General features: G+C 68.4%; 20 protein-coding genes. 5 read left to right on the forward strand and 15 right to left on the reverse strand.

The window, feature by feature from the left end:
• Window positions 1-5: 5 nt before the first annotated feature.
• Window positions 6-2,915 (reverse strand): preprotein translocase subunit SecA, encoded by a 2,910-nt coding sequence (gene secA / locus FAB82_RS02910; protein WP_136533035.1) that lies wholly within the window; start codon window positions 2,913-2,915, stop codon window positions 6-8.
• Window positions 2,916-3,023: 108 nt separating this feature from the next.
• Here secA and FAB82_RS02915 point away from each other — a divergent pair, with 108 nt between their 5' ends.
• From FAB82_RS02915 to FAB82_RS02925, 3 genes are all read left to right on the forward strand, one after another.
• Window positions 3,024-4,133, forward strand: coding sequence for a GNAT family N-acetyltransferase (locus FAB82_RS02915; protein WP_136533036.1), 1,110 nt, complete (start codon window positions 3,024-3,026; stop codon window positions 4,131-4,133).
• Window positions 4,126-5,109 carry a GNAT family N-acetyltransferase gene (locus tag FAB82_RS02920; protein ID WP_136533037.1) on the forward strand — a complete coding sequence of 328 codons (984 nt, stop codon included), beginning with the start codon at window positions 4,126-4,128 and terminating at the stop codon, window positions 5,107-5,109. The genes FAB82_RS02915 and FAB82_RS02920 overlap by 8 nt, the downstream gene beginning before the upstream one ends.
• A gap of 76 nt (window positions 5,110-5,185) precedes the next feature.
• Complete coding sequence (locus FAB82_RS02925) at window positions 5,186-6,337, forward strand: L,D-transpeptidase (RefSeq protein WP_168801390.1); 1,152 nt, start codon at window positions 5,186-5,188, stop codon at window positions 6,335-6,337.
• Between the two features lie 165 nt (window positions 6,338-6,502).
• Here FAB82_RS02925 and hpf read toward each other — a convergent pair whose 3' ends face one another.
• The 5 genes from hpf to FAB82_RS02950 form a co-directional block, all read right to left on the reverse strand.
• Window positions 6,503-7,183: a ribosome hibernation-promoting factor, HPF/YfiA family gene (gene hpf, locus FAB82_RS02930; RefSeq protein WP_136533039.1), complete on the reverse strand. Its 681-nt coding sequence runs from the start codon at window positions 7,181-7,183 to the stop codon at window positions 6,503-6,505.
• A gap of 437 nt (window positions 7,184-7,620) precedes the next feature.
• On the reverse strand, window positions 7,621-8,265 hold the full coding sequence (locus FAB82_RS02935) for a ComF family protein (protein WP_136533040.1): 645 nt from the start codon (window positions 8,263-8,265) through the stop codon (window positions 7,621-7,623).
• Window positions 8,266-8,331: 66 nt separating this feature from the next.
• Entirely contained in the window at window positions 8,332-9,654 is a 1,323-nt protein-coding gene (locus FAB82_RS02940; RefSeq protein ID WP_136533041.1) for an ABC transporter permease, read from the reverse strand.
• Window positions 9,654-10,946, reverse strand: coding sequence for a midas domain-containing protein (locus FAB82_RS02945; RefSeq protein WP_136533042.1), 1,293 nt, complete (start codon window positions 10,944-10,946; stop codon window positions 9,654-9,656). Before FAB82_RS02945 ends, FAB82_RS02940 begins: the two co-directional genes overlap by 1 nt.
• Before the next feature lie 81 nt (window positions 10,947-11,027).
• Window positions 11,028-11,717: a ferritin-like fold-containing protein gene (locus FAB82_RS02950; protein WP_211116339.1), complete on the reverse strand. Its 690-nt coding sequence runs from the start codon at window positions 11,715-11,717 to the stop codon at window positions 11,028-11,030.
• Between the two features lie 267 nt (window positions 11,718-11,984).
• Between FAB82_RS02950 and FAB82_RS02955 the strand changes: the two genes are divergently transcribed.
• Both FAB82_RS02955 and FAB82_RS02960 read left to right on the forward strand, forming a co-directional pair.
• Window positions 11,985-13,673 (forward strand): DEAD/DEAH box helicase, encoded by a 1,689-nt coding sequence (locus FAB82_RS02955; RefSeq protein ID WP_246039425.1) that lies wholly within the window; start codon window positions 11,985-11,987, stop codon window positions 13,671-13,673.
• A 35-nt stretch (window positions 13,674-13,708) separates the two neighbouring features.
• Window positions 13,709-13,942 (forward strand): hypothetical protein, encoded by a 234-nt coding sequence (locus FAB82_RS02960; protein ID WP_136533044.1) that lies wholly within the window; start codon window positions 13,709-13,711, stop codon window positions 13,940-13,942.
• 57 nt (window positions 13,943-13,999) lie between these two features.
• Here FAB82_RS02960 and FAB82_RS02965 read toward each other — a convergent pair whose 3' ends face one another.
• The 9 genes from FAB82_RS02965 to FAB82_RS03000 all read right to left on the reverse strand — a co-directional run bounded on the left by FAB82_RS02965 (window position 14,000) and on the right by FAB82_RS03000 (window position 24,125).
• Window positions 14,000-14,566 (reverse strand): hypothetical protein, encoded by a 567-nt coding sequence (locus tag FAB82_RS02965; RefSeq protein ID WP_136533045.1) that lies wholly within the window; start codon window positions 14,564-14,566, stop codon window positions 14,000-14,002.
• Between the two features lie 69 nt (window positions 14,567-14,635).
• Window positions 14,636-15,268 (reverse strand): MarC family protein, encoded by a 633-nt coding sequence (locus FAB82_RS02970; protein ID WP_246039426.1) that lies wholly within the window; start codon window positions 15,266-15,268, stop codon window positions 14,636-14,638.
• A gap of 53 nt (window positions 15,269-15,321) precedes the next feature.
• Entirely contained in the window at window positions 15,322-16,521 is a 1,200-nt protein-coding gene (locus FAB82_RS02975) for a hypothetical protein (protein ID WP_136533046.1), read from the reverse strand.
• Entirely contained in the window at window positions 16,518-17,063 is a 546-nt protein-coding gene (locus FAB82_RS02980) for a SigE family RNA polymerase sigma factor (RefSeq protein ID WP_136533047.1), read from the reverse strand. The genes FAB82_RS02975 and FAB82_RS02980 overlap by 4 nt, the downstream gene beginning before the upstream one ends.
• Before the next feature lie 274 nt (window positions 17,064-17,337).
• A complete protein-coding gene (locus tag FAB82_RS02985; RefSeq protein ID WP_136533048.1) occupies window positions 17,338-18,165 on the reverse strand; it encodes a PH domain-containing protein in 828 nt (275 codons plus the stop codon).
• A 10-nt stretch (window positions 18,166-18,175) separates the two neighbouring features.
• The gene (locus tag FAB82_RS26840; RefSeq protein ID WP_168801391.1) at window positions 18,176-18,334 is read right to left on the reverse strand and encodes a hypothetical protein; all 159 of its coding nucleotides are present in this window, start codon (window positions 18,332-18,334) and stop codon (window positions 18,176-18,178) included.
• A gap of 511 nt (window positions 18,335-18,845) precedes the next feature.
• On the reverse strand, window positions 18,846-19,481 hold the full coding sequence (locus FAB82_RS02990) for a TrmH family RNA methyltransferase (RefSeq protein ID WP_342799431.1): 636 nt from the start codon (window positions 19,479-19,481) through the stop codon (window positions 18,846-18,848).
• A gap of 341 nt (window positions 19,482-19,822) precedes the next feature.
• On the reverse strand, window positions 19,823-22,108 hold the full coding sequence (locus FAB82_RS02995; protein ID WP_136533049.1) for a heavy metal translocating P-type ATPase: 2,286 nt from the start codon (window positions 22,106-22,108) through the stop codon (window positions 19,823-19,825).
• Between the two features lie 97 nt (window positions 22,109-22,205).
• On the reverse strand, window positions 22,206-24,125 hold the full coding sequence (locus FAB82_RS03000; RefSeq protein ID WP_246039428.1) for an acetoacetate--CoA ligase: 1,920 nt from the start codon (window positions 24,123-24,125) through the stop codon (window positions 22,206-22,208).
• Window positions 24,126-24,130: the final 5 nt, after the last annotated feature.

Here is a 24,130-nt window from a genome sequence, read left to right on the forward strand (position 1 = left end):
TTCCCCTAGTTTGCAGCACCGGGGGCGCCGTGGCAGCGCTTGTACTTCTTGCCGGAGCCGCACGGGCAGGGCTCGTTCGGGCCGACCTTCTCCGAGTGGCGCTGGCCCGGGTTCGCCTGCTGCGCGGGCGGAGCGGTCGAGGCCTTGCGCGGACCGGCCGAACGGGCGCCCTTCGAGGCGACCTTGGCCGCGCCCTTCGTGCCCGCACCCGGGGTGCGCTTGACGTCGCGCTTGCCCGGCGTCGGCTTCGGCGGACGCTTGAACACCGCGCCGCCCTCGTCCGTCGCGACCTGGTGGGCCGTACCCGAACCGTCGGCGCCGTCGATCGACGGGGCGCTCTGCAGCAGCATCTCGGGCTTCTTCAGCGGTTCGAGACCGCGGATCTCGGCCTCCGGCTCGCCGCCGCCTTCGCCGTCCTTCGGCTTGGTCTTGAGCTCGGCGTTCATGAGGAACCTGACCGTGTCCTCCTTGATGCCGTCGAGCATCGTCTGGAACATGTCGTAGGCCTCGCGCTGGTACTCGATGACCGGGTCGCGCTGGGCGTAGGCGCGCAAGCTGATGCCCTGCTTGAGGTAGTCGACCTCGTACAGGTGCTCGCGCCACTTGCGGTCGATGGTCTGGAGCAGCACGCGGCGCTCCAGCTTCCGCAGGACCTCTTCGCCGAACTCCTTCTCGCGGTCCTCGTAGAAGTCGTGGGCGTCCTCGCGGACGGCTTCGAGCAGCGCGTCCGGTTCGAGGTCGTCCTTATCGCCGGCGCGCTTGATGAGCTCCTTGGCGGTGATCTGGATCGGGTAGAGCTGCTTGAAGGCGCTCCACAGCTCGTCCAGGTCCCAGTCGTCGGCGTAGCCGTCGGCGGTCGCGCCGGCGACATAGGCCTCCACGACGTCGTCGATCATGTGCTGGATCTGCTCGGAGACGTCGTCGCCGCGCAGGACCTTGAGGCGCTCGTCGTAGATGACGGTGCGCTGGCGATTCATGACCTCGTCGTACTTGAGGACGTTCTTGCGGACCTCGGCGTTGTGGCCCTCGATCTGCGACTGGGCCGACTCGATCTGCTTGGAGACGAGCTTGGACTCGATCGGGACGTCGTCGGGAACGCGCAGGCGGTTCATCATGGCGCGCACGGCGTCCGCGTTGAACCGCTTCATCAGGTCGTCGGAGAGGGAGAGGTAGAAGCGGGATTCGCCGGGGTCGCCCTGGCGGCCGGCGCGGCCTCGCAGCTGGTTGTCGATGCGGCGCGACTCGTGCCGCTCGGTGCCGAGGACGTAGAGCCCGCCGGCGTCCTTGACCTCTTCGGCCTCGGATTCGCAGATCTCCTCGAACTTGGCGAGGGTCTCTTCCCAAGCGGCCGAATAAGTCTCCTCGTCGGCCTCGTCGACGCCCCGGTTCCGCAGCTCCGCGGCGGCGTGGAACTCGGGGTTGCCGCCGAGCATGATGTCGGTGCCTCGCCCGGCCATGTTGGTGGCCACGGTGACCGCGCTCTTCTGGCCGGCCTGCGCGATGATGTCGGCCTCGCGCGCGTGGTTCTTGGCGTTGAGGACGTTGTGCGGGATGCCGCGCTTCTTGAGGGCCCTGGCCAGCAGCTCGGACTTCTCGACGGTGACGGTGCCGACCAGGACCGGCTGGCCGGTCTCGTGGCGCTCGGCGATGTCGTCCACGACCGCGTCGTACTTGGCGTCCTCGGTCTTGTAGATGACGTCGGGGCGGTCCGCGCGGATCATCGGCTTGTTCGTGGGCACGGGGATGACGCCCGCGCCGTAGACGCTGTTGAACTCGGCGGCCTCGGTCTGGGCCGTACCGGTGATGCCGGCGAGCTTGCCGTACATGCGGAAGTAGTTCTGCAGGGTGGTGGTCGCGAAGGTCTGGTTCTCCTGCTTGATCTCCACCCCTTCCTTCGCCTCGATGGCCTGGTGGATGCCCTCGTTGAAGCGGCGGCCGGCCAGGACGCGGCCGGTGAACTCGTCCACGATGAGGACCTCGCCGGCCTCGGAGACGATGTACTCGCGGTTCTTCTCGAACAGCTCCTGGGCCTTGATGGCGTTGTTCAGGTAGCCGACGAGGGGGGTGTTGACCGAGTCGTAGAGGTTCTCGATGCCGAGGCGGTCCTCGACGCGGGCGACGCCGGACTCCGAGATGGCGATGGTGCGCTTGCCCTCGTCCACTTCGTAGTGTTCGTCGCGCTTGAGGGATCCGACGATCTTGGCGAACTCGGTGTACCAGCGCTTCTGGTGTTCGGCGGGGCCGGAGATGATGATCGGGGTACGGGCCTCGTCCACCAGGATCGAGTCGACCTCGTCGACGAGCGCGAAGTTGTGGCCGCGCTGGACGAGGTTGTCGATCGAGTTGGTCATGTTGTCGCGCAGGTAGTCGAACGCGAGCTCGTTGTTGGTCGAGTAGGTGATGTCGGCCTTGTAGGCCTCGCGGTGCTTCTCCGCGCCCTCCCCGGGCAGGACCACCCCGACGCTCAGACCGAGGAAGCGGTGGATCTCGCCCATCCACTCCGCGTCGCGTCGGACCAGGTAGTCGTTGACGGTGACCTGGTGGACGCCCTTGCCCTCGAGGGCGTTGAGGTAGACCGGGAGCGTGGAGACGAGGGTCTTGCCCTCACCGGTCTTCATCTCGGCGATATTGCCCTGGTGCAGGGCGGCGCCGCCCATGAGCTGCACGTGGTAGTGCCGCATCCCGCGGACGCGCTTGGCGCCCTCGCGGACGGTGGCGAACGCCTCGGGGAGGAGATCGTCGACGGTCTCGCCGTCGGCCAGCCGCGATTTGTACTCGTCGGTCAGACCGCGCAGCTCGGCGTCGGTGAGCCCTTCGTACTCGGGCTCCAGGGAGTCGATGGCGTCGGCAATGGCGTGCAGCCGCTTGATCGCGCGACCCTCACCGGCTCGCAGTACCCTTTCGAACAAAGCCACGGAAAGTCTCCAAGCAACGTCTTGACCAAATCGGGTGGATTTCGCGTCCAATAGTACGCGTCGAACTCACTGGCCCCCGAGCCCTCCGGTGGGGCACAATCGTTGCCTATGGAACCCGTCACCCTCCAGGCCGAAGGTCTTCGCCTGGTCCCCTGGGAAGAACACCACCTCCCCGATCTGGCGCGCATCTACGCCGACCCGCTCATCGAGCAGTTCATGGTCATGCCGCTGCCGTGGTCCGGCCCCTACCGGGACCGCTACCTGGATCTGTGCGCGAGACACTGGCGCGGCGACAATCCCCGTTGGGCCGTAGTGGACGAGCAGGGCGGCCTGGTCGGCTCCGCCGGTTTGACGCACGCCTTTTCCCGGGAAGTCTCGATCACCTACCTGACGGCGCCCTGGGCGCGGGGCCGGGGCGTGGCCCAGAAGGCCATCCGGGCGGCGGTCACCTTCGCGTTCGACAATATGGACATGAAGCGGGTCGCGTGGGACGCGATCGTCGGCAACCACGCCTCGAAGCTGGCCGCGATCCGCACCGGCTTCACCGTCGAGGGCATCTCCCGCAACGGCGTCAACCAGCGCGGGACCTCCCGCGACTGCTGGGTCGGCGGCATCCTGCCCGGGGAGGTCCGCGCCGCGGACGACCTGCCCGAGGACTACGCGATCCTCAAGGCGCAGGCGGCGTATTTCCTCGGCGACCAGCCGGAGCTGGAGACCGAGGTGGCCGGGCTGCGGCTGCGCCGCATCGAGGAACGCGACCTGGACGACCTGGCCGCGGCGTGCGCCGACCCCGAGACGCAGCGGTGGACGACCATGCCGCGGAACTACACCCGGGCCATGGCCGACGACTGGCTGCGGGTCTGCCGCTCCCGCTGGGACCGGGGCACCTCGGCGCTCTACGTCCTGGCCGACGAGGCGGACCGCTACTCCGGTTCGGTGGAGCTGGGGCTCCGCGCCACGGGGGCGGCCGAGCTCGGGTACTTCTGCGCGCCTTGGGCTCGCGGACAGGGCTGGACGACCGCCGCCGCGAAGCGACTGTGCCGCTTGGGCTTCGAAGAACTGGCGCTGGAACGCATCGAATGGAGGGCCGTCATCGGCAATGAGGCGTCCAAGCGCGTGGCCGAGAAGGCCGGCTTCGACATCGAGGGGATAAAGCGCCAGTACCGCCACCGGCCGGACGAAAGGCTTGACTCGTGGGTCGGCTCCCTGATTGGCTGAGCGGGTGTATCTCTACGAGCCGCTCAGCACCCCGTCGTTCACGCTGCAAGCCGCCCGTGGGGAACTGAAGCTCGACTGCGGATTCGACCCCGACACGGTCGCCGTGGACCCCGAAGGCGGCGAGGCGGTGGGCGCGATGCGCCTGACCGAGATCGACGGCGTCGTCTCGGTCCGGTTCTGGGTGGCCCAGGAGCGGCGCGGCTCGCGGCTCGGCACGGAACTGCTGCGGACCATCGCACCGGTCGTCTTCGCCTCGGGCGCACGGCGGTTGGAGACGCGGCTGCCGGTGCAGGACCTGGCGGCGATCCGATCGGCCATGCGGGCCGGCTTCCGGCCCGACTCGGGGCTCGCGCGCGGCGCGGCCTGCGACGGCTCGCACGCGGTCGGGCTCGGGCTGCTGCCCGACGACGGCCGCGGACCGGCCCCGCGCGCCCTGCCCGACCTGCCCGGCGGGGCGCTCAGCGACGGGACTATCTCGCTGCGGCCCCTGCGCCCGGGCGATTTCGAGACGCACCTGCGCCACCGCACCAGCCCCGACGTGTACTCCGGCGCGGCCCTGCCGCTGCCGCCCTCGGTCGGCGAGGTCGCCGAGGTGTGCGAGTGGCGAGCCTCACTCGACTGGCTGCGGGGCCGCGCGGCGCTCATGGTCATCGACGACGGCACCGGCTACCAGGGCACGATCGGGCTCTATGACGTCGCCCGCATCGTCGGCACGGCGATGATCGGCTACGACCTCAGCTCCCCTGCCCGCGGCCGGGGGTACGCCACGCGGGCGGTGCGGCTGGCGTGCCGGTGGGCGTTCGAAGAGGTTGGCATGGATCGAATCTGGGCCGGCACCGACGTCCACAATGCCGCCTCCCAGGCCGTGCTGCGACGAGCCGGCTTCACGTTGGAGGGGATTGAGAAGGGCGGATTGCCCGCCTTGGATGGTTCTCGGCGTGACACGTTGGTGTGGGCAAGACTATCCACCGGATAGTGGTGCAACCTGCGGGGATGTGTCAAGCGTCGGAGATATAGTTATCTCGTCGCTTCGCCCTGTGGAGGAACCCCCTTTGAAACGCCGAACCTTCGTCGTCGCATCGGTGACGACGCTGCTGCCCCTCGGAGCATGCGCAGCGCCCCCACAAGGGTCGTTCACGCCCGCTCCGATCGTTCCCAAGATCTCGCTGGACGCCGGCGAGGAACACGACCCGACCGAACCGTTCACGCTCGCCGTCACCAAGGGCCTGTTCGAGGAGGTCTCGGTCACCACCGACCGATCCAAGACCATCGAGGGCTCCTACAACGAGGACCTCACCGAATGGGTCTACGAAGGCGTGCTCGACGCCGGCTCCCTGCACACCGTCTCCGCGAAGGCCGTCAGCACCGACGGGACCGTCACCGAGTTCAAGCAGGAGTTCACCACCGAGGGCCGCGAAGGCTCGGGCTTCGGCGTCGCCGACGTGACACCAGTGGCCGAGGGCGAGACCGTCGGCGTGGGCGCGCCGATCATCGTGACCTTCACCGAGGGCGCCCCCGACCGCGCCGAGGTCGAGAAGAACCTCAAGGTCGAGTCCGAGACCGAGCACGAGGGCGCCTGGCGCTGGATGAGCGACTCCCAGGTCATCTACCGGACCAAGGAGTACTGGGGAGCGAACCAGACGGTCACCTTCACCGCCTCCTTCGGCGGTGTGTTCCTCGGCGGCGACACCTGGGGCGAAGAGGACCACACCGCCGAGATGAAGATCGGCGCCTCCCAGATCTCCCGCGCGCACATCCCCGACTTCCACATGGAAGTCGAGATCGACGGCGAAGTCGCCAAGACCATCCCGATCAGCGCGGGCAACGGCGAGAAGTACGAGTACATCACCGCCTCGGGCACCCACCTGGTCATGGAGAAGCTGGAGCACAAGGTGATGGTCGCCCCCGGCAAGGAAGAGGACGACCCGGACTACTACGAGACCCCGGTCGACTGGGCCACCCGCATCAACGCCTCCGGCGAGTTCGTCCACGGCGCGCCGTGGTCGGTCGGCTCCCAGGGCAACGCGAACGTCTCGCACGGCTGCCTGAACGCCAGCAACGAGAACGCCAAGTGGTTCTTCGATATCGCCCAGCGCGGTGACCCGGTCGAGGTCACCGGCACCGAGCGCCCGATGCCGTACGACAACGGCTGGGGCTACTGGGTCATGGGCTGGGACGAGTGGAAAGAGGGCTCGGCGCTCTAGATGAGCAGTCACCGAATCCTATAGGATATACGAAGAGGCCGCGGCCCCGAGCTTTCGCTCGGGGCCGCGGTTGGTCCGGATACCACCCCTCAATGCATCCGGACCGAGAGGTAAGTCCCCCTGGTCATCGAATTCGAGGAAGGGCTGGGCGGAACGGAGTCGCGGCTACATGTCCAGCCGCAGCAGGCCGTAGTCGTAGGCCCGGCGGCGGTACACGACGGAAGGCCGTCCGCTCTCCTTGTCGTGGAACATGTAGAAGTCGTGGCCCACCAGCTCCATGTTCTGGAGCGCGTCGTCCACCGTCATCGGCTCCCCCGGGTGGATCTTCTCGCGCACGATCCGGCCGGGCAGATGCTCCTCGACCAGACCGTCGAAGTGGTCGACATCCTCCGAGATGAAGTGCGCCTTCGCCGGATCGGGCTCGGTCAGGGCGGCCTGCTCGATCAGGAGCGTCCCCTGCGGCATGGCCCCGTTCGCCGGCGGCGCGGTCGCCTCGGCCACTGAAACCGGCCGCGACTTGCCCCCGCGGTGCACCCGCTTGCGATCGACCGTCTTGCGCAGCTGGTGTCCCAGCTTCGCGCAGGCCGCCTCGAACGCGCTGCGGAAGTCTCCGGCGCTGGCTTCGGCCCGAATGACCGTGCCTTTGGGGCGGCAGGTGATCTCGACTCGCTGGGCGTTGTCGGCCTGACGGGGATTGGGCTCGTGGTAGAGCTCGACATCGATATCGATCGCCTCGCCGTCGTACCGGGCGAGGTACTTGGCGATCTTCGATTCGATCTTTTCTGCGACGAGCTCTCGAAAGTGGTCGGGGACCTCAACGTTACGGCCCTTGACGACGATTTCCACCTCTGAACCTCCCAGGTGCGTCCCGCTTTGCCGGCGGAGACGCTGACGAAGTTTTTCTTTGCTGGGTCCGGAGCCGGTAATCCGGTACGGCGGATGGAACGACCTCCTCTCGACGGGGGAAGAATTCCTTCAGGTGAGTGATTCGCCTTGGGCGAGTTCACCTTCGGTCAAGCGGTGGTCCACCTGCTCTCAGTCGCCTCGTTACCGATCTGAGATTTCGAGACTAACCCCTTGTTCACCGAAAGTCGACCCTTCCGATACGGGAATTCTGCCCCGCGGACAGGTACGCGCGCGCGAAATTAGACGGACTCGAAATTACTCTTCGCATTAACGTGCAAACCGCCTGTGTTCGGTCTGTCGTGAGGTTGACACCCGGTTGGGCGAGCGGGTCCGAACGTCCCGTCTCGGCCTTCCTGGAATCGCCCCGGACCCGGCGCTCATTCGGCGGCCGCGATCGCCACCGCCGCCGGGACGGACATCCCGGCCCGGCGCAGGACCGCGGCCGCCGCGCTGAGCGTCGCGCCGGTCGTGACGATGTCGTCCACTAGGATCACGGGCCGGCTCGAGGCGGCCAGCGCGGCGACGCGGCGCGGGACCACGTCGAGGCTGGAGCGCGCGGCCTCGCGCCGCTGGGCCCGGCTGAGGCCGACCGAATCGGGGCGCGGGCGGGCCCGCAGGCACCGCCGCACCTCCCCCAGGCCCGCACAGAGGTGGGCGACATGGTCGAAGCCCCGTTCGCGCCGGGCCGCGCGCGTGGGCGGGATCGGGACCAGGACGGCGCCGGGGAGCTCGGCGCCGACGATCTCGAGCGGTCGGGCCAGGAGACCGGCCAGGACTCCGGCGAGCTGGCGTCGTCCGCGTTCCTTGTACTCGTTGAGGGCCTCGGCGAGCGGGCCCTCGTAGGCGCCGGCGACGACGGTGGGCGGCGCGCCGGTGTCCGAAAGGACGGCCAGGTGCACGGCGGCGTCAGGCAGGCCGGCTTCGCAGGCCTCGCATAGACCGCTACCCGCCGCGGGCGCCTCCTTGCAGGAAGCGCACGCGGCGGGCAGGAACAGCTCGTAGACGGCCTCAAAGAGGTTCACATCGGGTGTAACGAGCTGAGGGGGTGGGTGGTGATGCCGGAAGGTCTGGCATCACCACCCACCCCCTTAGGTCCGCAGGGTGACTGCCGGGGGGACCCGGCTGGCGCGCCATGCGGGGTAGACGCCGGCGACGACGCCGACGACGGCGCCGATGACCGGGCCGGCGGCGAACAGCTCCGGTTCGAACACGATCTGCCAGTCTCGGTAGAGCGAGACGAGGGCGGTGACGTTGACGCCCAGGACGGTGCCGACGAGTCCGCCGATGAGGCCGATGATGGTCGACTCCCAGACGAACTGCATCGCCACCGATCTTCGGGCGGCTCCGACGGCGCGCCGCAGGCCGATTTCCGAGCGCCGCTCCATGACCGACACGAGCGCGGTGTTGGACACCGAGACCGCGCCGATGACGAGTGAGACGGCGGCGAGGCCGAGCAGCAGGGCCTGCATCTCGTTCTCCACGCCCTTGCGGAAGCTGCGCAGGTCCGAGGGTTTGGTGATCGAGAGGTTGTCGGCGCCTTCGGGGAAGACGGCGACGGGGGCGGTCTGTGCGACCTTGTCGGCCGCGCCGAGGTCGGTGTGGATGAACACGGTCGCGGCGGAGTAGTTCTCGTCGGCCTCGGTGCAGGGCGTCGGCGGGACGACGACCGCGCCGGTCAGCTTCGCCTCACCGTCGGGGGCGGTGTAGATGCCGATCAGGGCGTATTCCTCACCGGCGAGGTAGATCATGGGTCCGCCGTCGAGGGATGAGTAGCCGAGGTCGCGGGCGGCCGATTCGTCGATGAGGGCGACCTTGTCGCCGCGTTCGACGTGTCCGGCGTCGAAGGAGCGGCCTTCAACGAATTCGAAGCCGTAGGCGTCCATCGTGCCCGGTTCCATGCCGTAGACGGTGAAGTCGCGGGTGTAGTCCTGCTCGGCGGTGCGCGAGCCGGCGACCTCGTTGTTGGTGCTGCACATGATGCCGGCGTCGACGACGCCGTTGATGTCCCGCACCCGCTCCGACGATTCCAATGTGGGCGCGTAGCCCGCGTCGCGCATCTTGTTGGAGAAGGAGACGGTGACCTGGGTGGCCTCGGTGGCGTCGAAGCGGTCGGCGATGGCGGCCGCCGAGGTGGACGAGAGCCCGACCGTGGCGACGGTCGCGGCGATGCCCAGGGCGATGCCGATGGCGGTCATCCAGGTCCGCATGGAGCGCCCGCGGAGGCTCGCGAACGCCTCGTGGGCGATGCCGAGGCTCTTGACCCCGAAGCGGCCCTTGGGTTTCTCGGACTGCTCGGGACCCGCGGGGCGGACGATGTCGAACACCGCCGTGTCGGACTCGACCGGATCGGGGTCGATCGGTTCGATGCCGTCCGGCTCCTCGCCCGACTTCCGCTTGCGTCTGAAGGCCATCAGCCGTTGCCCCGGTCGCGCCAGGCGATCACGACCTTGTCGCCTTCGGCCAGTTCGCCGTCGACGGGTTCGACCACGCCGCGCCCTTCATGGCGCAGCGCCACCTTCACCTCGACGCTGACCTCCTTCTCGTCCTCGCCTTCGAGGACGGTGAGCATGGTCTTGTCGCCGGAGTCCGTCCACAGTGCAGAGAGTGGCACGATGAGCGCGTCCTCGGCGCTGCGGCCCTTGATGAGCGTGACGCTCTGGTCGGTGTTGGGTACGAGTTCGTCCTCGTTCTCGACGTCGTCTTCCTCGAACTTGAAGATCGCGAAGGTCTTCTCGACCTTCGGCGCCTCATCCCCACCCTCGCCGTAGTACTCCTCGCCGGATTCGTCCTCGACCTCGCGGGTCTCCAGCTCGGGCACGCCGACCTCCAGGCCCTCAAGGGGACCGGAGGAGTATTCGAGCTCGGCGTCGTCGCCGAGCTTGGACAGTTCGGAGGCGACGTCCTCATCGAGTTCGGCCTCCAGCTTCCAGTCGCCGGAGACGAGCGTCAGCGCATTGCCCTCGGGAACGGGGGCCGACTGCTTGGCGTCGATCTTGCCGATCTGCATGGGCATCTCGGGCAGGAAGACCACTTCGGATGCCGGGAGCCGGACCTTCTCGACGGTGGTCGTCTGCGCGCCACCGGTGTTCTCTTCCCCGTCGGTGCCTTCGGTGTCGCCTTCCGTGTCGCCTTCGGTGTCGCCGGGGGTGTCTTCCACGACCTCTTCACTGGTGGTCGCGACCGAGTAGCCGGCATTGTCGTAGAGCTTCTTCAGATCGGTGACGGTCCGATCGTCGAACTTGCCGGTCGTCGGGGTGCCGTAGATCTGGGCGAGTGCCTTCTGCAGCTGCTCGACGTCCGGGCCTTCGTCGCCCTCTTCGAGGTCCCGGTAGGCGGGGACGTCACCGAGCAGGGCGATCATGGGCCGTCCGGAGACCTCCAGCAGGACCGTCCCGGAATTCACCTCGTCGCCGACCTTGACGGGAATCTTCGAGACCAGGGTGACCTCGGCGCCCTCGGCGCTCGCCGGTGCCGCCACGGCGAAGTCACCGGTGCGGGTGAGCGTCGCGGTGAAGTCCATGGTGTCGATGAGCTGGCCTTCTTCGACCCGCACCGACACCACCGAGTCCTCAGGCGCCTCGGTCTCTTCCGCGCGCTGGGCCGGGGTCCGGGCCTGCGCTGCGAAGTACCAGGCGGTACCGGTCGCGCCGAGAAGCGCGACGGCGAGCACACCGCTGATCACATGGCTTTTCGTGAGCCGCATTATTAGCTCCACCTCCGACCCCAAGACGCGGGTGGAGGGGCGAAGGGTTGCTCGCCGGTATCTCGATTCGGTAACGGCTGCTTAATTATTCAGGCCGACGGCTTTCATGCGTTCTTGGTGCGCGCGAGTCAGGTGGCGCAGCACCGCGTCGACCGAGCCGCCGTCGGCGGCGATGAGCCCGGCGAGGTGCTCGTGGGAGGCGGCCACGACCTGGGCGCGGTTGATGCCCTCGCCGACCAGGCGGCGGCCCCACAGCGACAGGCGCCCGGCCGCGGACGCATCGGTCTCGACGGCGGCGCGGATCTCGGCGGCGGCGAACTCGGCGGCCGGACCGGCCTGGAGCACCTGCTCGACGATGGCGCGGTCGCCCGAGTCGAGGCGGGCGGCCACGGCGCGGAAGAAGTCGTCGGCGACCGCGTCGCCCACGTAGACCTTGACGAGCGCTTCGAGCCAGTCGCGCGGCGCGGTCGAGGCGTCGAAGGAGCGGATGGCCTCCTTGAACGGGGCCATCGCCTCGGCCGGATCCGCGCCCAACTCGGCGATGCGGTCGGCCAGGAGCCGGTAGTTACGAATCTCACCAACGGCCGCCTCCGACAGCTGGGCGCGGCGGCCCAGATCGGGGGCGAGGCGGGCGTCGAGGGCGATCCGTTCGAAGGCGAGCAGCTCACCGAGTGCAAGCAGCCCAAGGAGATCGATAACCGCCTCGGGGCCGGGGCGCGACCCGGTTCCGGCGTCGTGATCGGACTCGGCGCTCTCAGTTGCTTCGGACACGACGGCAGGTTAGCACCAGCGTACTGAGACGATCGTGTCCGGACCACGTACCATGGTGGGGAGCGGCCGCGACCGATCCGAGGAATCCCCTGGATTGCGTGTCAAGTATTTCGGCCCTCGATGCGGCCACGGCGATCACGCCGGGCCGCCACTGTGAAGCGGCGACTTACCCGAATCCGGCGGTCGTCACCGCTGTGTAGACCAAGAAAGCATGTGGCGCCGAGTTCCCCGGATCTGTGGATTGTCCTCCGCCACGAGGTGAACAGAGTGAACGAAGTCAACAACGACCGGCCTAAGAACGAAGGGCCGACATTCGCCGAACTCGGGGTTCGCGAGGAAACCGTCGAAGCGCTTGCGGCGCTTGGTATCGAACGGGCCTTCGCCATCCAGGAGTACGCCATTCCGATCGCGCTGCGCGGATCCGACATCATCGGACGCGCCCCGACCGGGACCGGCAAGACCTTCGGGTTCGGCCTTCCCATCATCGACCGCATCAAGTCAGCCGACGAGGGCGCCACCGGACAGCCGCAGGCCCTGATCCTCGTCCCCACCCGCGAGCTCGGCCTCCAGGTCGCGCGCGACCTCGAGGACGCCGGCAAGACCCGCTCCATCCGGGTCCTGCCGATCTACGGCGGCCGCGCCTACGAGCCGCAGATCCAGTCGCTCCGCGACGGCGTCGACATCATCGTCGGCACCCCCGGGCGTCTGCTCGACCTCTACAAGTCCAAGCACATCAAGTTCGACCAGATCGCGCACTGCGTGCTCGACGAGGCCGACCGGATGCTGGACCTCGGTTTCTCCGAGGACGTCGAGAAGATCCTCAAGCTCCTCCCGGACGAGGAGCGTCAGACGATGCTCTTCAGCGCCACCATGCCCGACACGATCATGTCGCTGTCGCGCCGCCACATGTACCGGCCCGTCACCGTCGCCGCAGATGTGACCGGCCCCGACCAGGAGGCCGCGAACAACACGCGCCAGCTGGTCTACATGACGCACGCGATGAACAAGGTCGAGGTCGCCGCCCGGATCCTCCAGGCGAACGGCCGCGGCCTGACGATCATGTTCACCCGCACGAAGCGGGCCGCCCAGAAACTCGCCGACGAGCTCGACTTCCGCGGCTTCGCGGTCGGCTCGGTCCACGGCGACCTGGGCCAGAACGCCCGCGAGCGGGCCCTGCGGGCCTTCCGCGCCGGCAAGATCGACGTGCTCGTCGCGACGGACGTGGCCGCACGCGGCATCGACGTCCCGGACATCACCCACGTCATCAACTACGACTCGCCCGAAGAGGCCGAGACGTACGTGCACCGCATCGGTCGTACCGGCCGCGCCGGCGCCACCGGCATCGCGGTCACCTTCCTGACTTGGGAGGACCTCCCCCGCTGGAAGATCATCGTCAAGGCCAACAGCCTGGACATCGGCGAGCCGGTCGAGACGTACCACACCTCCGACCACCTCTACACCGACCTCGACATCCCCGAGGGCGCTCCCGCGGCACTGCCGAGCGAGAAGCGCAGCAGGGACGGCCTAAGCGCCGAGCGCGAGGACGACGTCGAGGGCCCGGCCCGCAGCAAGGGCGGACGTTCCCGCGGCGCAGGTCGCGGCGGGGGATCCCGCAGCGGCGGCCGGGACGGCGGACGCGGCTCCTCCAGGGGCGGCGGCGGACGCGGTCGAAGCGAGGGCGGTCGCAGCGACGGCGAGCGCACTGAGCGGCCCGCACGGACCGAAAGCACCGAGAGTGGCGACGGCGAGGGCGGACGCAACCGCCAGCGCCGGCGCACCCGCGGCGGTTCGTCCAAGCCCGAAGGCGCTCCGGCCGAAGCCCGCTCGAAGGAGACCTCCGGCGAGGCCGGGCGCGAGTCCGCTCCGAAGGCGAACGCCTCCGGTGGCGACCAGGACGCTCCGGCGAGGCGGCGTCGCCGCCGTCGCCGCCCGGCCGACAGCGGCTCCGAAGACTGATTCGGCGCCTCGGGCAAAGGGTTTAGGCTGCTGCCATGACCAGTGAGGCGAACGGCTCCTATGCGGGCCCGCCGGCGCACGTCCCGCCGCCCCCCGGGTGGCGGGTCGAGTCGGTGGCCCTGCCCGGCGAGCCGCGGCGGATGCCCGCCCAGGACCACGAGGCCATCGACGCCGCCGAGCAGCGCGCCCGATTGTTCACGCACTGGACGGCGCTGATCTCGGTCGCGGCGATGTTCGCCGTAGTGATCATCGGGATCCTGAACCGGTAAGTACAGACGAAAACGAAACAGCGGCGCACCGAGGTGCGCCGCTGTTCGCATGTCCGGCTACTGTCCGCCGCGGTTCTGCCAGCCCTCCCAGTGCATCGAGGCGCCGGTGTCTCCGGAGTTGAAGACCATCCACGCCGCCAGCGCCAGCAGCGCGAAGGCGATGACGCCCAGGATGATCATGAAGAGCCTGCGACCGGTGGCCGCCGGGTCGGACGCACCGGAGGAGACGCTCTCCCCGTCCTCTCCCTCGACCACGGTCGGAGTCGAGTCCGCATCGCGCAGAGCCGAGGCCCGGCGTCCCCGGTCGAGCGCGGCGAACAGCCACCACACCGGGATGAGGCCGAGCAGGATCCACAGCAGACGGATGCCGTAGTCGTAGTGCTCGGTCACCGCCTCCGGCCAGCCGTTCGGATACAGGAAGTCGGCGAGCTGCTCGCCGCTCCAGACCGCCCCGTAGGCGGTGGCGGGAGCAATGAGCGTCAGGGCCGCGACGACCCAGCCGATCGCGCGGCGAATCGGCGGAACGAACAGGTACAGCATGCCGAACAGCACCAGCAGGGGCACGAGGATGACCGGCGCGTGTATCGCCAGCGGATGAATGGGCAGATCCAAGATCGTATTCATGGGCCCAATTGAACCGTATGGCGGACGGTATCGGCGACCGCCACAGGCTATTGGCCCCCCACACCACTGTTACCAGGTGCCGATGCCCGACGAGTGCTCGAACACCTCGACGTAGCCCATGACGGCGTTCGCGATGAGCTGCACGGCGATCGCGGCCAGCAGGACGCCGGCGATGCGGGTGAGGACCTCGATGCCGCCGCGCCGCAGGATCCGCACCAGGACGCCCGAGAAGCGCATGACGAGGTAGATGACAATGTGGAGGAACACGATGGCGATCGCGATCCACAGGTAGGAGATCTGCGACGGCGCCTGCTGCACGAAGAGGATGACCGCGACGATCGCGCCGGGCCCGGCCAGCAGCGGGGTGCCCAGCGGCACCAGCGCGATGTTCGAGGTGGCCTGGTCGTTGGGGTCGTCGGCCTTGCCGGTCAGCAGCTGGAGGCTCACCAGGAGCAGCAGCAGGCCGCCGGCGCCCTGGAGGGCGGCGAGGTCGATGTGGAGGTAGTTGATGATCTGCTGGCCGAGCAGTGCGAACAGCGTGATGACGCCGAGCGAGAGCGCGGTGGCCTGGAGCGCGGCGCGCGAGCGCTCGCGCTTGTCCATCGTGCCGGTCAGGGCGAGATAGATCGGCACAATGCCGGGAGGGTCCATGATGACGAACAGCGTCACCACGACCGTGAACAAGTACTCGAATCCACCCACGCGGTGAGTATGTCAAGCCCCCCAGGTCACAGCGGACGGTTCGGCCTCACGTGTTACCCGTAGCTCACGACCGGCATTACGGCGCCGACCGGCGCGGTGAATTCGGAGAGTTTGGCTTCTTCCACGCCGTCGTCGCCGTCTTCGCCGTATTCGGCCAGCGTCCAGGTCTCGTCGCCGGTGTCGAAGTAGATTTCCCAGCTGCCGTCGGCGGCGATGTACCAGTTCTCCGCGTCGAATGCGGGGTCGTCCTCGGGCTCGCCCGATTCGTAGATATCGTCCGCTTCGAGGAATCCCTCTTCCTCGCCGTACCATTCCGTATTGACGCGTTCCACCAGCTCGGCGGCCTGTTCGTCACCTGAGAAATCGGCGACGGTCTGCTGGAAGTCCTCGTCCTCGACCGAGTCGCAGGTCTCCCGCTCCGAGGCGGTCCCCGCCTCGGGATCGAGGTCGGAGACGCAAGCGAAGCCCGGGTTGTAGTCGTCCAAGACGACCACGGATTCGAACGCCCCGCTCGCCGCCTCCAGGCCCCATTCGTGGTCCGCGTTGAACTGGTAGGAGCCGGGGACACCACCGGTGGCCGTGTTTAGATCGCCGGAGAACACGGCGACGCTGTCGCTCCAGTCCAGGAGCGAGATCTCCGCGGCCGTCTCGAATACCTCGGACGTGAAATCCCCGGACGAGTTCTGGACGATCTCAAAGGACTGCCGGTTGTCATCGGTCACGTACGTGACCGCGAATTCCTCGCCGTCGGAGCGGACCGGGGTCCCCCAGTCCTCCCAGTCGACCCCCGGTTCCAAGGAGAATGCACTGGAGCCGTCAAGCGTGGCCACGTTGATCGACGTCTGCGTCTGGACCACATAGGCGTCGCTCAGCCGGTAGGCCTCAATCGGGTCTCCCTCGACGAATTCCATCGGGATCGTCTCGCCGTCCGCATTGAGCACGGCGTAGCCATCGATGTCGTCGTCCTCGAGCAGGATGTCCATGGCCAGCGTCTCCTGGACATCGGCGGTCGACGTGGGCGCCGGGTCGTCGGTCTGGACCAGACCGGCCCAGGGCTGCCAGGCCACGGTGATGGCGCCCAGGACGACCAGGCTCATCCCGCCGGCGGCCGCGGACACCCGCCTGCGGCGGCGGATGCGCTTGGCGCCGCCGATGGCCGCGTCGGCCAGCCCCTGGTCCGTGAAGGAGACGGGGGCGGAACCGGCGCGCTCGGACAGCTCCTCGCGGAGCATGCGTTCCAGGTCGTCGCTCACGCCGCCTCCCCTGGGTGGACGGTGAGTCCCAGCGCCCCCGCGCGGTCGCCGAGCCGCTTGCGCATGCCGGCGAGGGCGCGCGAGGACTGGCTCTTGACGGTGCCGACCGAGATCCCCAGGACCTCGGCGATCTGGGCGTCGGTGCGGTTCTCGTAGTAGCGGAGGACCAGGACGGCGCGCTGGCGCTTGGGCAGGGCGGCGATGTGCTTCCACATGGCGTCGCGCATGGCCGACTGCTCGGCGAAGTCGCGCGAGGGGTCGGGGCGGTCCTCGAAGATCTCGGTGGGCTTCTCGCGGTTGGAGCGCTTGCGCCACCAGGAGGCGTTCGTGTTGTAGAGGATGCGACGAGCGTAGGCGTCCACCGAGTCGGTGGTCCTGATTCGTCCCCACGCCAGGTAGGTCTTCGTCAAGGTCGTCTGCACCAAGTCCTCCGCTGTCGCCCAATTGCCCGTCAGGAGATAGGCCGCACGGTGCAGCCCGGCCGATCTGGCCGCCACGTACTCGCGGAACTCCTCGTCATGGGACGATTTGACCTCGCTCACGCGTCTCCTTGGGGGGTCGAATAACAGACGACTCACCCCCGACGAGTAGTTGCTTCGCAGTGCAGAATTCTGCCAAACAGTGGGTGATTACATCAACCGAGGGTTATTCGAAGTGAGTATACCTAGTAGGTGCCAACCCCCGGGTCCTGCATTGAGGCGTGTGCCGTGCACGACGTTCCGGTCCGGCGGGGCCCGCCACAAAAGTGCAGGATGAAACCTGCTGGGAGACAAGAAAGCCGCGCCGAAGCGCGGCTGACTGAAGGAGATCGACCGGTCAGGCGTCCGCGCCGGCGTCCTTCTTGGGAGCCTCGTCGGGGATGAGGTCTTCCTCTTCCTCGGCCTCGCGCTCGTCGACGGCCTCGGGCTCGTACATCTCCTCGCACATCTGGAGGTAGAGCTCGTTGGGATTCGGCAGGTGCGGGACGTTCCGCAGCGCCTGGTCCTGGCCGGCTGACTCGATGATGAACTCGCCGTAATTGAGCATGCGGCCCATCGGGGTCTGGGCGTACTTCATGTCGGTGACGCGCCCGAGGGGCATCATGGCCACCGACCTGGTGATGACGCCCTGGATGAGCATGATCCGCTTGTTGGTCAGGATGAAGCGGTCCATGTACCAGTCGAGGATCTTCCATCCGACGAGGCCGAGGATAGCCAGCCAGATCAGGATGGTGATGGTCATGCCGGTGCCGCGGGAGTCGGACTCGACCTTCATGAACAGCCCGGAGGCGAAACCCATGATGAAGGTCGCGAGGGTGCCGATGACGTACCAGGGCATGAGGTGGACCCAGTGGCGCCGCCACTCGCCTCGGTACTTCTCGGTGGGGAACAGGTATCGGGCCGAGATCGGCGACGGCACGTCGGGGACCGCCGGGGCGCGCACTCCGGAGAGGAGTCCGCCCGCCGGGCTGTCGTCGAAGCGGACGCCGTCGATATCGCTGGCGGCCGCCGCAGGGGCGCCGCCTACCGCGGCGCCGGCCTGAAATTCGCGAGTGGGATCGTCCGCGCCCGGGGTGGGACTGTCGGAGGGGGCGCGGGGGAAAGGGGGCTCCAGCGGCTCGGTGTCCTTGCTGTCCCCCGAGCCGCCTGCACCGAAATCGGTCATGATTGTGTCGTCATCCGGTCACCAGGTTCGTGAAGAACGCCGCAAAGCCGTTGGCTGCGTCGAGGATTCCGCCGGCGAGATTGCCGACCACATCACTGGCCTCGTTCGGCCTAAAGGCCACGAAGAACACCAGGAACGCGACACCGCCCCAGATCAGAATCTTCTTCAATTTCCTCACCCCTCCCGTCAAGGGTCCTGGCCCGAACGTTCGTCTGGCGCAGGCTGTGCTGAGTCTATCGCACGAATATGTCTCAGCTTTAAATTTTCAGTGGCGCTGATCCGGCACGTACCGGCTTGCGCCACCGGGCAACAGCGTAACGTCTTCGTTCCACTTTTGCTCGACTCCGCCTGTCTACCTGCGGATGTAGATATTCGGTTATGACAACGGGGAGCTTACCGCAAGTCACCTTCCATTGGCTCAATGTAGGCGCAGCTCCTACCCCGACCCCAGGGATACGTCAGGTATCCGACACTCCCGGAAGCGATCCAGGAGAGCCGCCGAAGCCGGAGATCCACATCGGGCCGCAGGTCAAGTGTGCACCGGGGGTACGACAGTCCGAGAGGCCGCGAGGGAGACTCGTCCGGCGCCGGGTAGCGGCCGGAGACGAGGCCTCGGGCAGAGCCGGAACGGATGGACCAGACGTCACCGGAGAGGACTCGGCGGCATGGTGGGTTCGGGGTCAGGGGCGCTGGTCGAATACGTGTTCGCGTACCCAGGCGTGCATGGCGATGCCGCTGGCCACGCCCGCGTTGATGGAGCGGGTCGAGCCGAACTGGGTGATCGAGCAGACCTTCGCGCAGACGTCGCGGACCGGCTCGGACAGGCCCGGGCCCTCCTGGCCGAAGACCAGGACCGCCTTGCGCGGCAGGGAGGTCGTCTCGATCGGGACCGAGCCGGGAAGGTTGTCGATGCCGACTACGGCTAGTCCCTCGGCACCGGCCCACTCCACGAAACCCTCCACGGTGGCGTGGTGCTCCACGTGCTGGTACCGGTCGGTGACCATGGCGCCGCGCCGGTTCCAGCGGCGCTTGCCGATGATGTGGACGGTGCGGGCGAGGAAGGCGTTGGCGTTGCGGACGACGGTGCCGATATTGAAGTCGTGCTGCCAGTTCTCGATGGCGACGTGGAAGTCGTGGCGGCGGGCGTCGAGGTCGGCGATGACGGCCTCGCGGCTCCAGTAGCGGTACTCGTCCACGACATTGCGGCGGTCGCCCATCCGGAGCAGATCGGGATCGTAACGGGGGTCGTCGGGCCAGGGCCCGTCCCAGGGTCCCACCCCGACCGCATCCGAGTCGCTACCGCCGTCCGCATTGATCACGGGCCAATTGGATCACGGCCCGCGTCACCCGGGGTCGGGTGTGTCGGCTCGCAGCTCCCCCCGTTCACGACGATGCCCGGCGGGTGTGACGTTTCAGGTGGGGGCGCGATCGGCCTGTGTGCCCGGTGGGTGTGACGTTTCGGGTGGGTACGCGATCGGCCTGCGAGGTTTCCAAGGGAAACCTGGCAGGCCGATTTTCCGCTGATTCGCGCTGGTATTGGGTCGCCCCGGCGGCTACGGGGGAAACCTACCGGGGCGACACGAAACATACTAACTACCACCTGCCTGCGATCGTGCACACACCTAATTGAATTCCCTTGCCCCGTAAGGAAAGTGGGTCACTCTAAGTCCCCTGTCGCGTCACCTTGCCCAGGCGTCGCTCGCACCCCAGTCGTAGCCGGTGCGCTCGACGACGGCGAGCCGGCCATTGGCGCAGTGGCCGTGAACGTTCGCAGCCGCTGCGAGTTCGCGACCACCGAGACGCTCGAGAACGCCATCGCCAGGCCGGCGATCATCGGGTTGAGCAGTCCGAAGGCCGCCAGCGGGATCGCCGCGGCGTTGTAGCCGAACGCCCAGCCCAGGTTCTGCCGGATGTTCCGGAGCGTCTTCCGCGCCAGGCGGATCGCGTCGACCGCCACCAGCAGGTCCCCGCGGACCAGCGTCATATCGCTGGCCGCGATCGCCACGTCGGTGCCGGTGCCCATCGCGATGCCCAGGTCGGCGGCCGCCAGAGCGGCGGCGTCGTTGATCCCGTCGCCGACCATTGCCACGACCCGGCCCTCCGACTGGAGCCGGCCGATCTCGGCGAGCTTGTCCTCCGGCAGGACCTCGGCGATGACCCGGTCGATGCCGACCTCGGCCGCCACGGCTTCGGCCACGGCCTTCGCGTCCCCGGTCAGCAGGATCGGGGTCAGGCCCAGCCGCTTGAGCTCGGCCACGGCGCGTTCGCTGGTGGGCTTGACGGTGTCGGCCACGGCGATGGTGCCGATGACCTCGCCGTCGGCGGTCACTTCCACGACCGTCGCCACCTTGGAGTCCGCTCTGCCACCGGTCGAGCGGCCCACCTCCACGGTCCGGCCCTCGACGGTGCCCTTCACCCCGATGCCGGGGCGGCCCGCGAAGTCTCGGGCCTCGGGCAGCTCCCCGAACTTCGCGGCCGCCGAGTCGGCGATGGCTCGGGCGATCGGGTGCTCGGAGGCGTGCTCGACCGCTCCGGCCAGGCGCAGGGCGTCCTCACTGGAGTAGTCGACGACGCTCATCTGGCCGGTGGTGACGGTGCCGGTCTTGTCCAGCACGATGGTGTCGATCCGCTTGGTCGACTCCAGGACCTGCGGGCCGGAGATGAGGATGCCCTCCTTGGCGGCGCGGGCGGTGCCGATCATGAGCGCCATCGGGGTGGCCAGGCCGAGCGCGCAGGGGCAGGCGATGACCAGGACCGCGACCGCCGCGGAGACGGCGAACCCGATGCCGCCCGTGTACCCCCAGGTCGCCAGGACGATCAGACTGATCGCGATGACGATGGGGACGAAGACGGACGAGATGCCGTCGGCCAGGCGCTGGACGGCGGCCTTGGACGCCTGGGCGTCCTCGACCATGCGGGCCATCTGGGCCAGCTGGGTATCCGAGCCGACGCGGGTGGCGCGGACGACGAGTCGCCCGGAGGCGTTGACGGTGGCGCCGGTGACCTGGTCCCCCGGCGTGGCTTCGACGGGGACGGACTCGCCGGTCAGCATGGACTCGTCCACTGCGGAGGAACCGGAGACGACCTCGCCGTCGGTGGCGATCTTCTCGCCGGGCCGGACCACGAACTCGTCGCCGACGGCCAGCTCGCCGATCGGGACGCGGACCTCCTTGCCGTCGCGCAGGACCGCGACGTCCTTGGCGCCCAGCTTCATCAGGGCGCGCAGGGCGGCGCCGGCCTGGCGCTTCGAGCGGTGTTCGAGGTAGCGGCCGAGCAGGACGAACGCGGTGACGCCCGCCGCCGCTTCGAGGTAGATGTTCGAGGCGGGGTCGACGCCTGAGGCGACCAGCGTGAAGGAGTGGGTCATGCCGGGCATGCCGGCCTGCCCGAGGAACAGCGCCCACACCGACCAGCCGAAGGCCGCGAGGGTGCCCATCGAGACGAGCGTGTCCATATTGGCGCTGCCGCGGCGGGCGCCGAGCGCGGCGACGCGGTGGAAGGGCCAGCCGCCCCACACGACGACGGGCGCGGCCAGCGTGAGCGAGAGCCACTGCCAGTAGTCGAATTGGAGAGCCGGGACCATCGAGAGCACGATGACGGGCACGGCCAGGATGAGCGAACCGATGGTGCGCTGACGCAGCGACCGCAGTTCGGCCTCGCCGACGGCGGCGGCGTGGTCGTGCGGGTCGGCGGCGGGCGCGCCGGGGTGCGCTTCGCCGTGGACGGGTTCGGGCGCTACGGGGGCGGCGCCGTAGCCGGTGCGCTCGACGACGGCGACGAGTTCGTCGGCGCCGACCCCCTCGGGGGCGTTCACGCGGGCGCGCTCGGTCGCGAAGTTGACGGTGGCCTCGCAGCCGTCGACCCGGTTCAACTTCTTCTCGATCCGGGCGGCGCACGAGGAGCACGTCATCCCGGTGATGTCGAGGTCGATGATGGTGCCCATGCCCTGAACCGTACCCCTAGGGGGTATCAATTGCAACCAAGCAATCCGCTCGGAGCGCGCAGGTAATCCTATAGGATATATCCTATAGGATTTGCCGTCAGAGGAACGCCTTCAGCGATTCGGGGTTCGCCAGCGCTTCCTTCGAGATCGCCTCTTCGGGCTTGATGCCCTTGAGGATCTGCTTGACCGGGATCTCGACCTTCTTGCCGCTGAGCGTCCGCGGGATCGCCGGGACCTGCTTGACCACGTCCGGCACGTGCCGGGGCGAAAGCTGCTCGCGCAGCGCCCGCAGGATCCGCGTCCGCATCTCGTCGTCCAGCGTGTGACCCTCGGCGCAGGCCACGTACAGCAGCAGCCGGTCCTCGTCCTGGTCGTCCAGGTGGACCACCAGCGAGTCGGCCACGCCGTCGATCGCCTCGACCACCGCGTAGAACTCGGCGGTGCCCATCCGGACCCCTCCCCGGTTCAGGGTGGCGTCGCTGCGCCCGGAGATGACGGCCGATCCCCTTTCGGTGATGGTGATCCAGTCGCCGTGGCGCCAGATGCCGGGGAAGTCGGTCAGGTAGGTGTCGCGGTAGCGGTGCTTGAGCGGGTCGCCCCACAGTCCGACCGGCATGGAGGGCATGGGCGAGACGATGACGAGTTCGCCCTCGCGTCCGATCGCGGCGTGGCCGCTGGAGTCGAAGGACTGGACGTTCGCGCCGAGGGCGCGGCATGACAGCTCGCCGCGCCAGACCGGCACGGTAGGCGCGCCGCCGAGGAAGCCGGTGCACAGGTCGGTGCCGCCGGACAGCGATTGGAGCTGCGCGGTCTTGCTGATCTCGTCGTAGACGTAGTCGAAGCCGACGTCGGGCAGCGGCGCCCCGGTGGAGCCGATGCCGCGCAGGGCGCTCAGGTCGGCCTCGCGGGCGGGCTTGACGCCCCTGGCGCGGCAGGCCATGAGGAAGGGGGCGGAGGTGCCGAAGAAGGTGGTCCCGGATGCTTCCGCCAGGCGCCACATGCCGACCGGGTCGGGTGCGCCGTCGAACATGACGATGCCGGCGCCGACGATCGGGGCCGACATGAGGTAGTTCCACATCATCCAGCCGGTGGTGGAGTACCAGAAGAAGCGGTCGCCGGGGCCGAGGTCGTGGTGCAGGGAGTGCATCTTGGCGTGCTCGATGGCCATGCCGCCGTGGGAGTGGACGATGGCCTTGGGCAGCCCGGTGGTGCCGGAGGAGTAGAGGATGTAGAGCGGGTGGTCGAAGGAGACCGGTTCGAATTCGACGCCTTCGTCGTAGGCGCAGAAGCGGTCCCAGGGCTCGCCGTCGGTCGGGTTCCGGCCCAGGTACGGGAGGGTGACGAGTTGCCTGAGGGTCTCCAGGCCCCGCGCCACCTCGCGGACCTCCGCGGAGCGGTCGATCTCCTTGGCGCCGTACTTGTACCCGTCGACGGCGACCATGACGGTGGGCTCGATCTGCTTGAAGCGGTCGAGGACGGCCTTGGCGCCGAATTCGGGCGCGCAGCTGGAGAAGACGGCGCCGAGGCTGGCGGTGGCGAGCATGAGCGCGAGCGTCTCGGGGATGTTCGGCATCCACGCGGCGACGCGGTCGCCGCGCCGGACCCCGTGGGCGACCAGGCCGGCCCGGGCGCGGGCGGTGGCCTCGCGGAGGTCGGCGAGGGTCCATTCGACGGGGTCGCGGGAGTCGGAGTAGGCGCGGATGAGGACTTCATCGTCGTCGGCGCCGGGCGCGGTGAGGACCGCGCGGGCGTAGTTGAAGCTCTCGTCGGGGAACCAGACGGTGTCGGGCATGGCCTCGTCGGCCAGGACCCGGTGCTCGGGCACGGTCTTGCCGAGCCCGAAGTACTCCCAGATGGAGCCCCAGAAGGGCCTCAGGTGCTCCACGGAGTACCGCCACAGTGCCGGATACGACGTGAGGTCGCGTTCCTCCCGGCGGGACAGCCACTGGCTGAACCGTCCGATGTTCGTCGTCTCCACCGCGTCGGGTCGCGGCAGCCACAGCACCTCGTTCGTCACGGTCG

Origin of the sequence: Glycomyces buryatensis (genome assembly GCF_004912275.1) — a bacterium.
Classification (GTDB): Bacteria; Actinomycetota; Actinomycetes; order Mycobacteriales; family Micromonosporaceae; genus Glycomyces; species Glycomyces buryatensis.

Bases quoted from the DNA above. Each gene is read 5' to 3' on its own strand.
- FAB82_RS02915 (WP_136533036.1), top strand. From the start codon at position 3,024: ATGGAACCCGTCACCCTCCAGGCCGAAGGTCTTCGCCTGGTCCCCTGG.
- FAB82_RS02940 (WP_136533041.1), bottom strand. From the start codon at position 9,654: ATGGCCTTCAGACGCAAGCGGAAGTCGGGCGAGGAGCCGGACGGCATC.
- FAB82_RS02945 (WP_136533042.1), bottom strand. From the start codon at position 10,946: ATGCGGCTCACGAAAAGCCATGTGATCAGCGGTGTGCTCGCCGTCGCG.
- FAB82_RS02960 (WP_136533044.1), top strand. From the start codon at position 13,709: ATGACCAGTGAGGCGAACGGCTCCTATGCGGGCCCGCCGGCGCACGTC.
- FAB82_RS02965 (WP_136533045.1), bottom strand. From the start codon at position 14,566: ATGAATACGATCTTGGATCTGCCCATTCATCCGCTGGCGATACACGCG.
- FAB82_RS02985 (WP_136533048.1), bottom strand. From the start codon at position 18,165: ATGACCGATTTCGGTGCAGGCGGCTCGGGGGACAGCAAGGACACCGAG.
- FAB82_RS02995 (WP_136533049.1), bottom strand. From the start codon at position 22,108: ATGGGCACCATCATCGACCTCGACATCACCGGGATGACGTGCTCCTCG.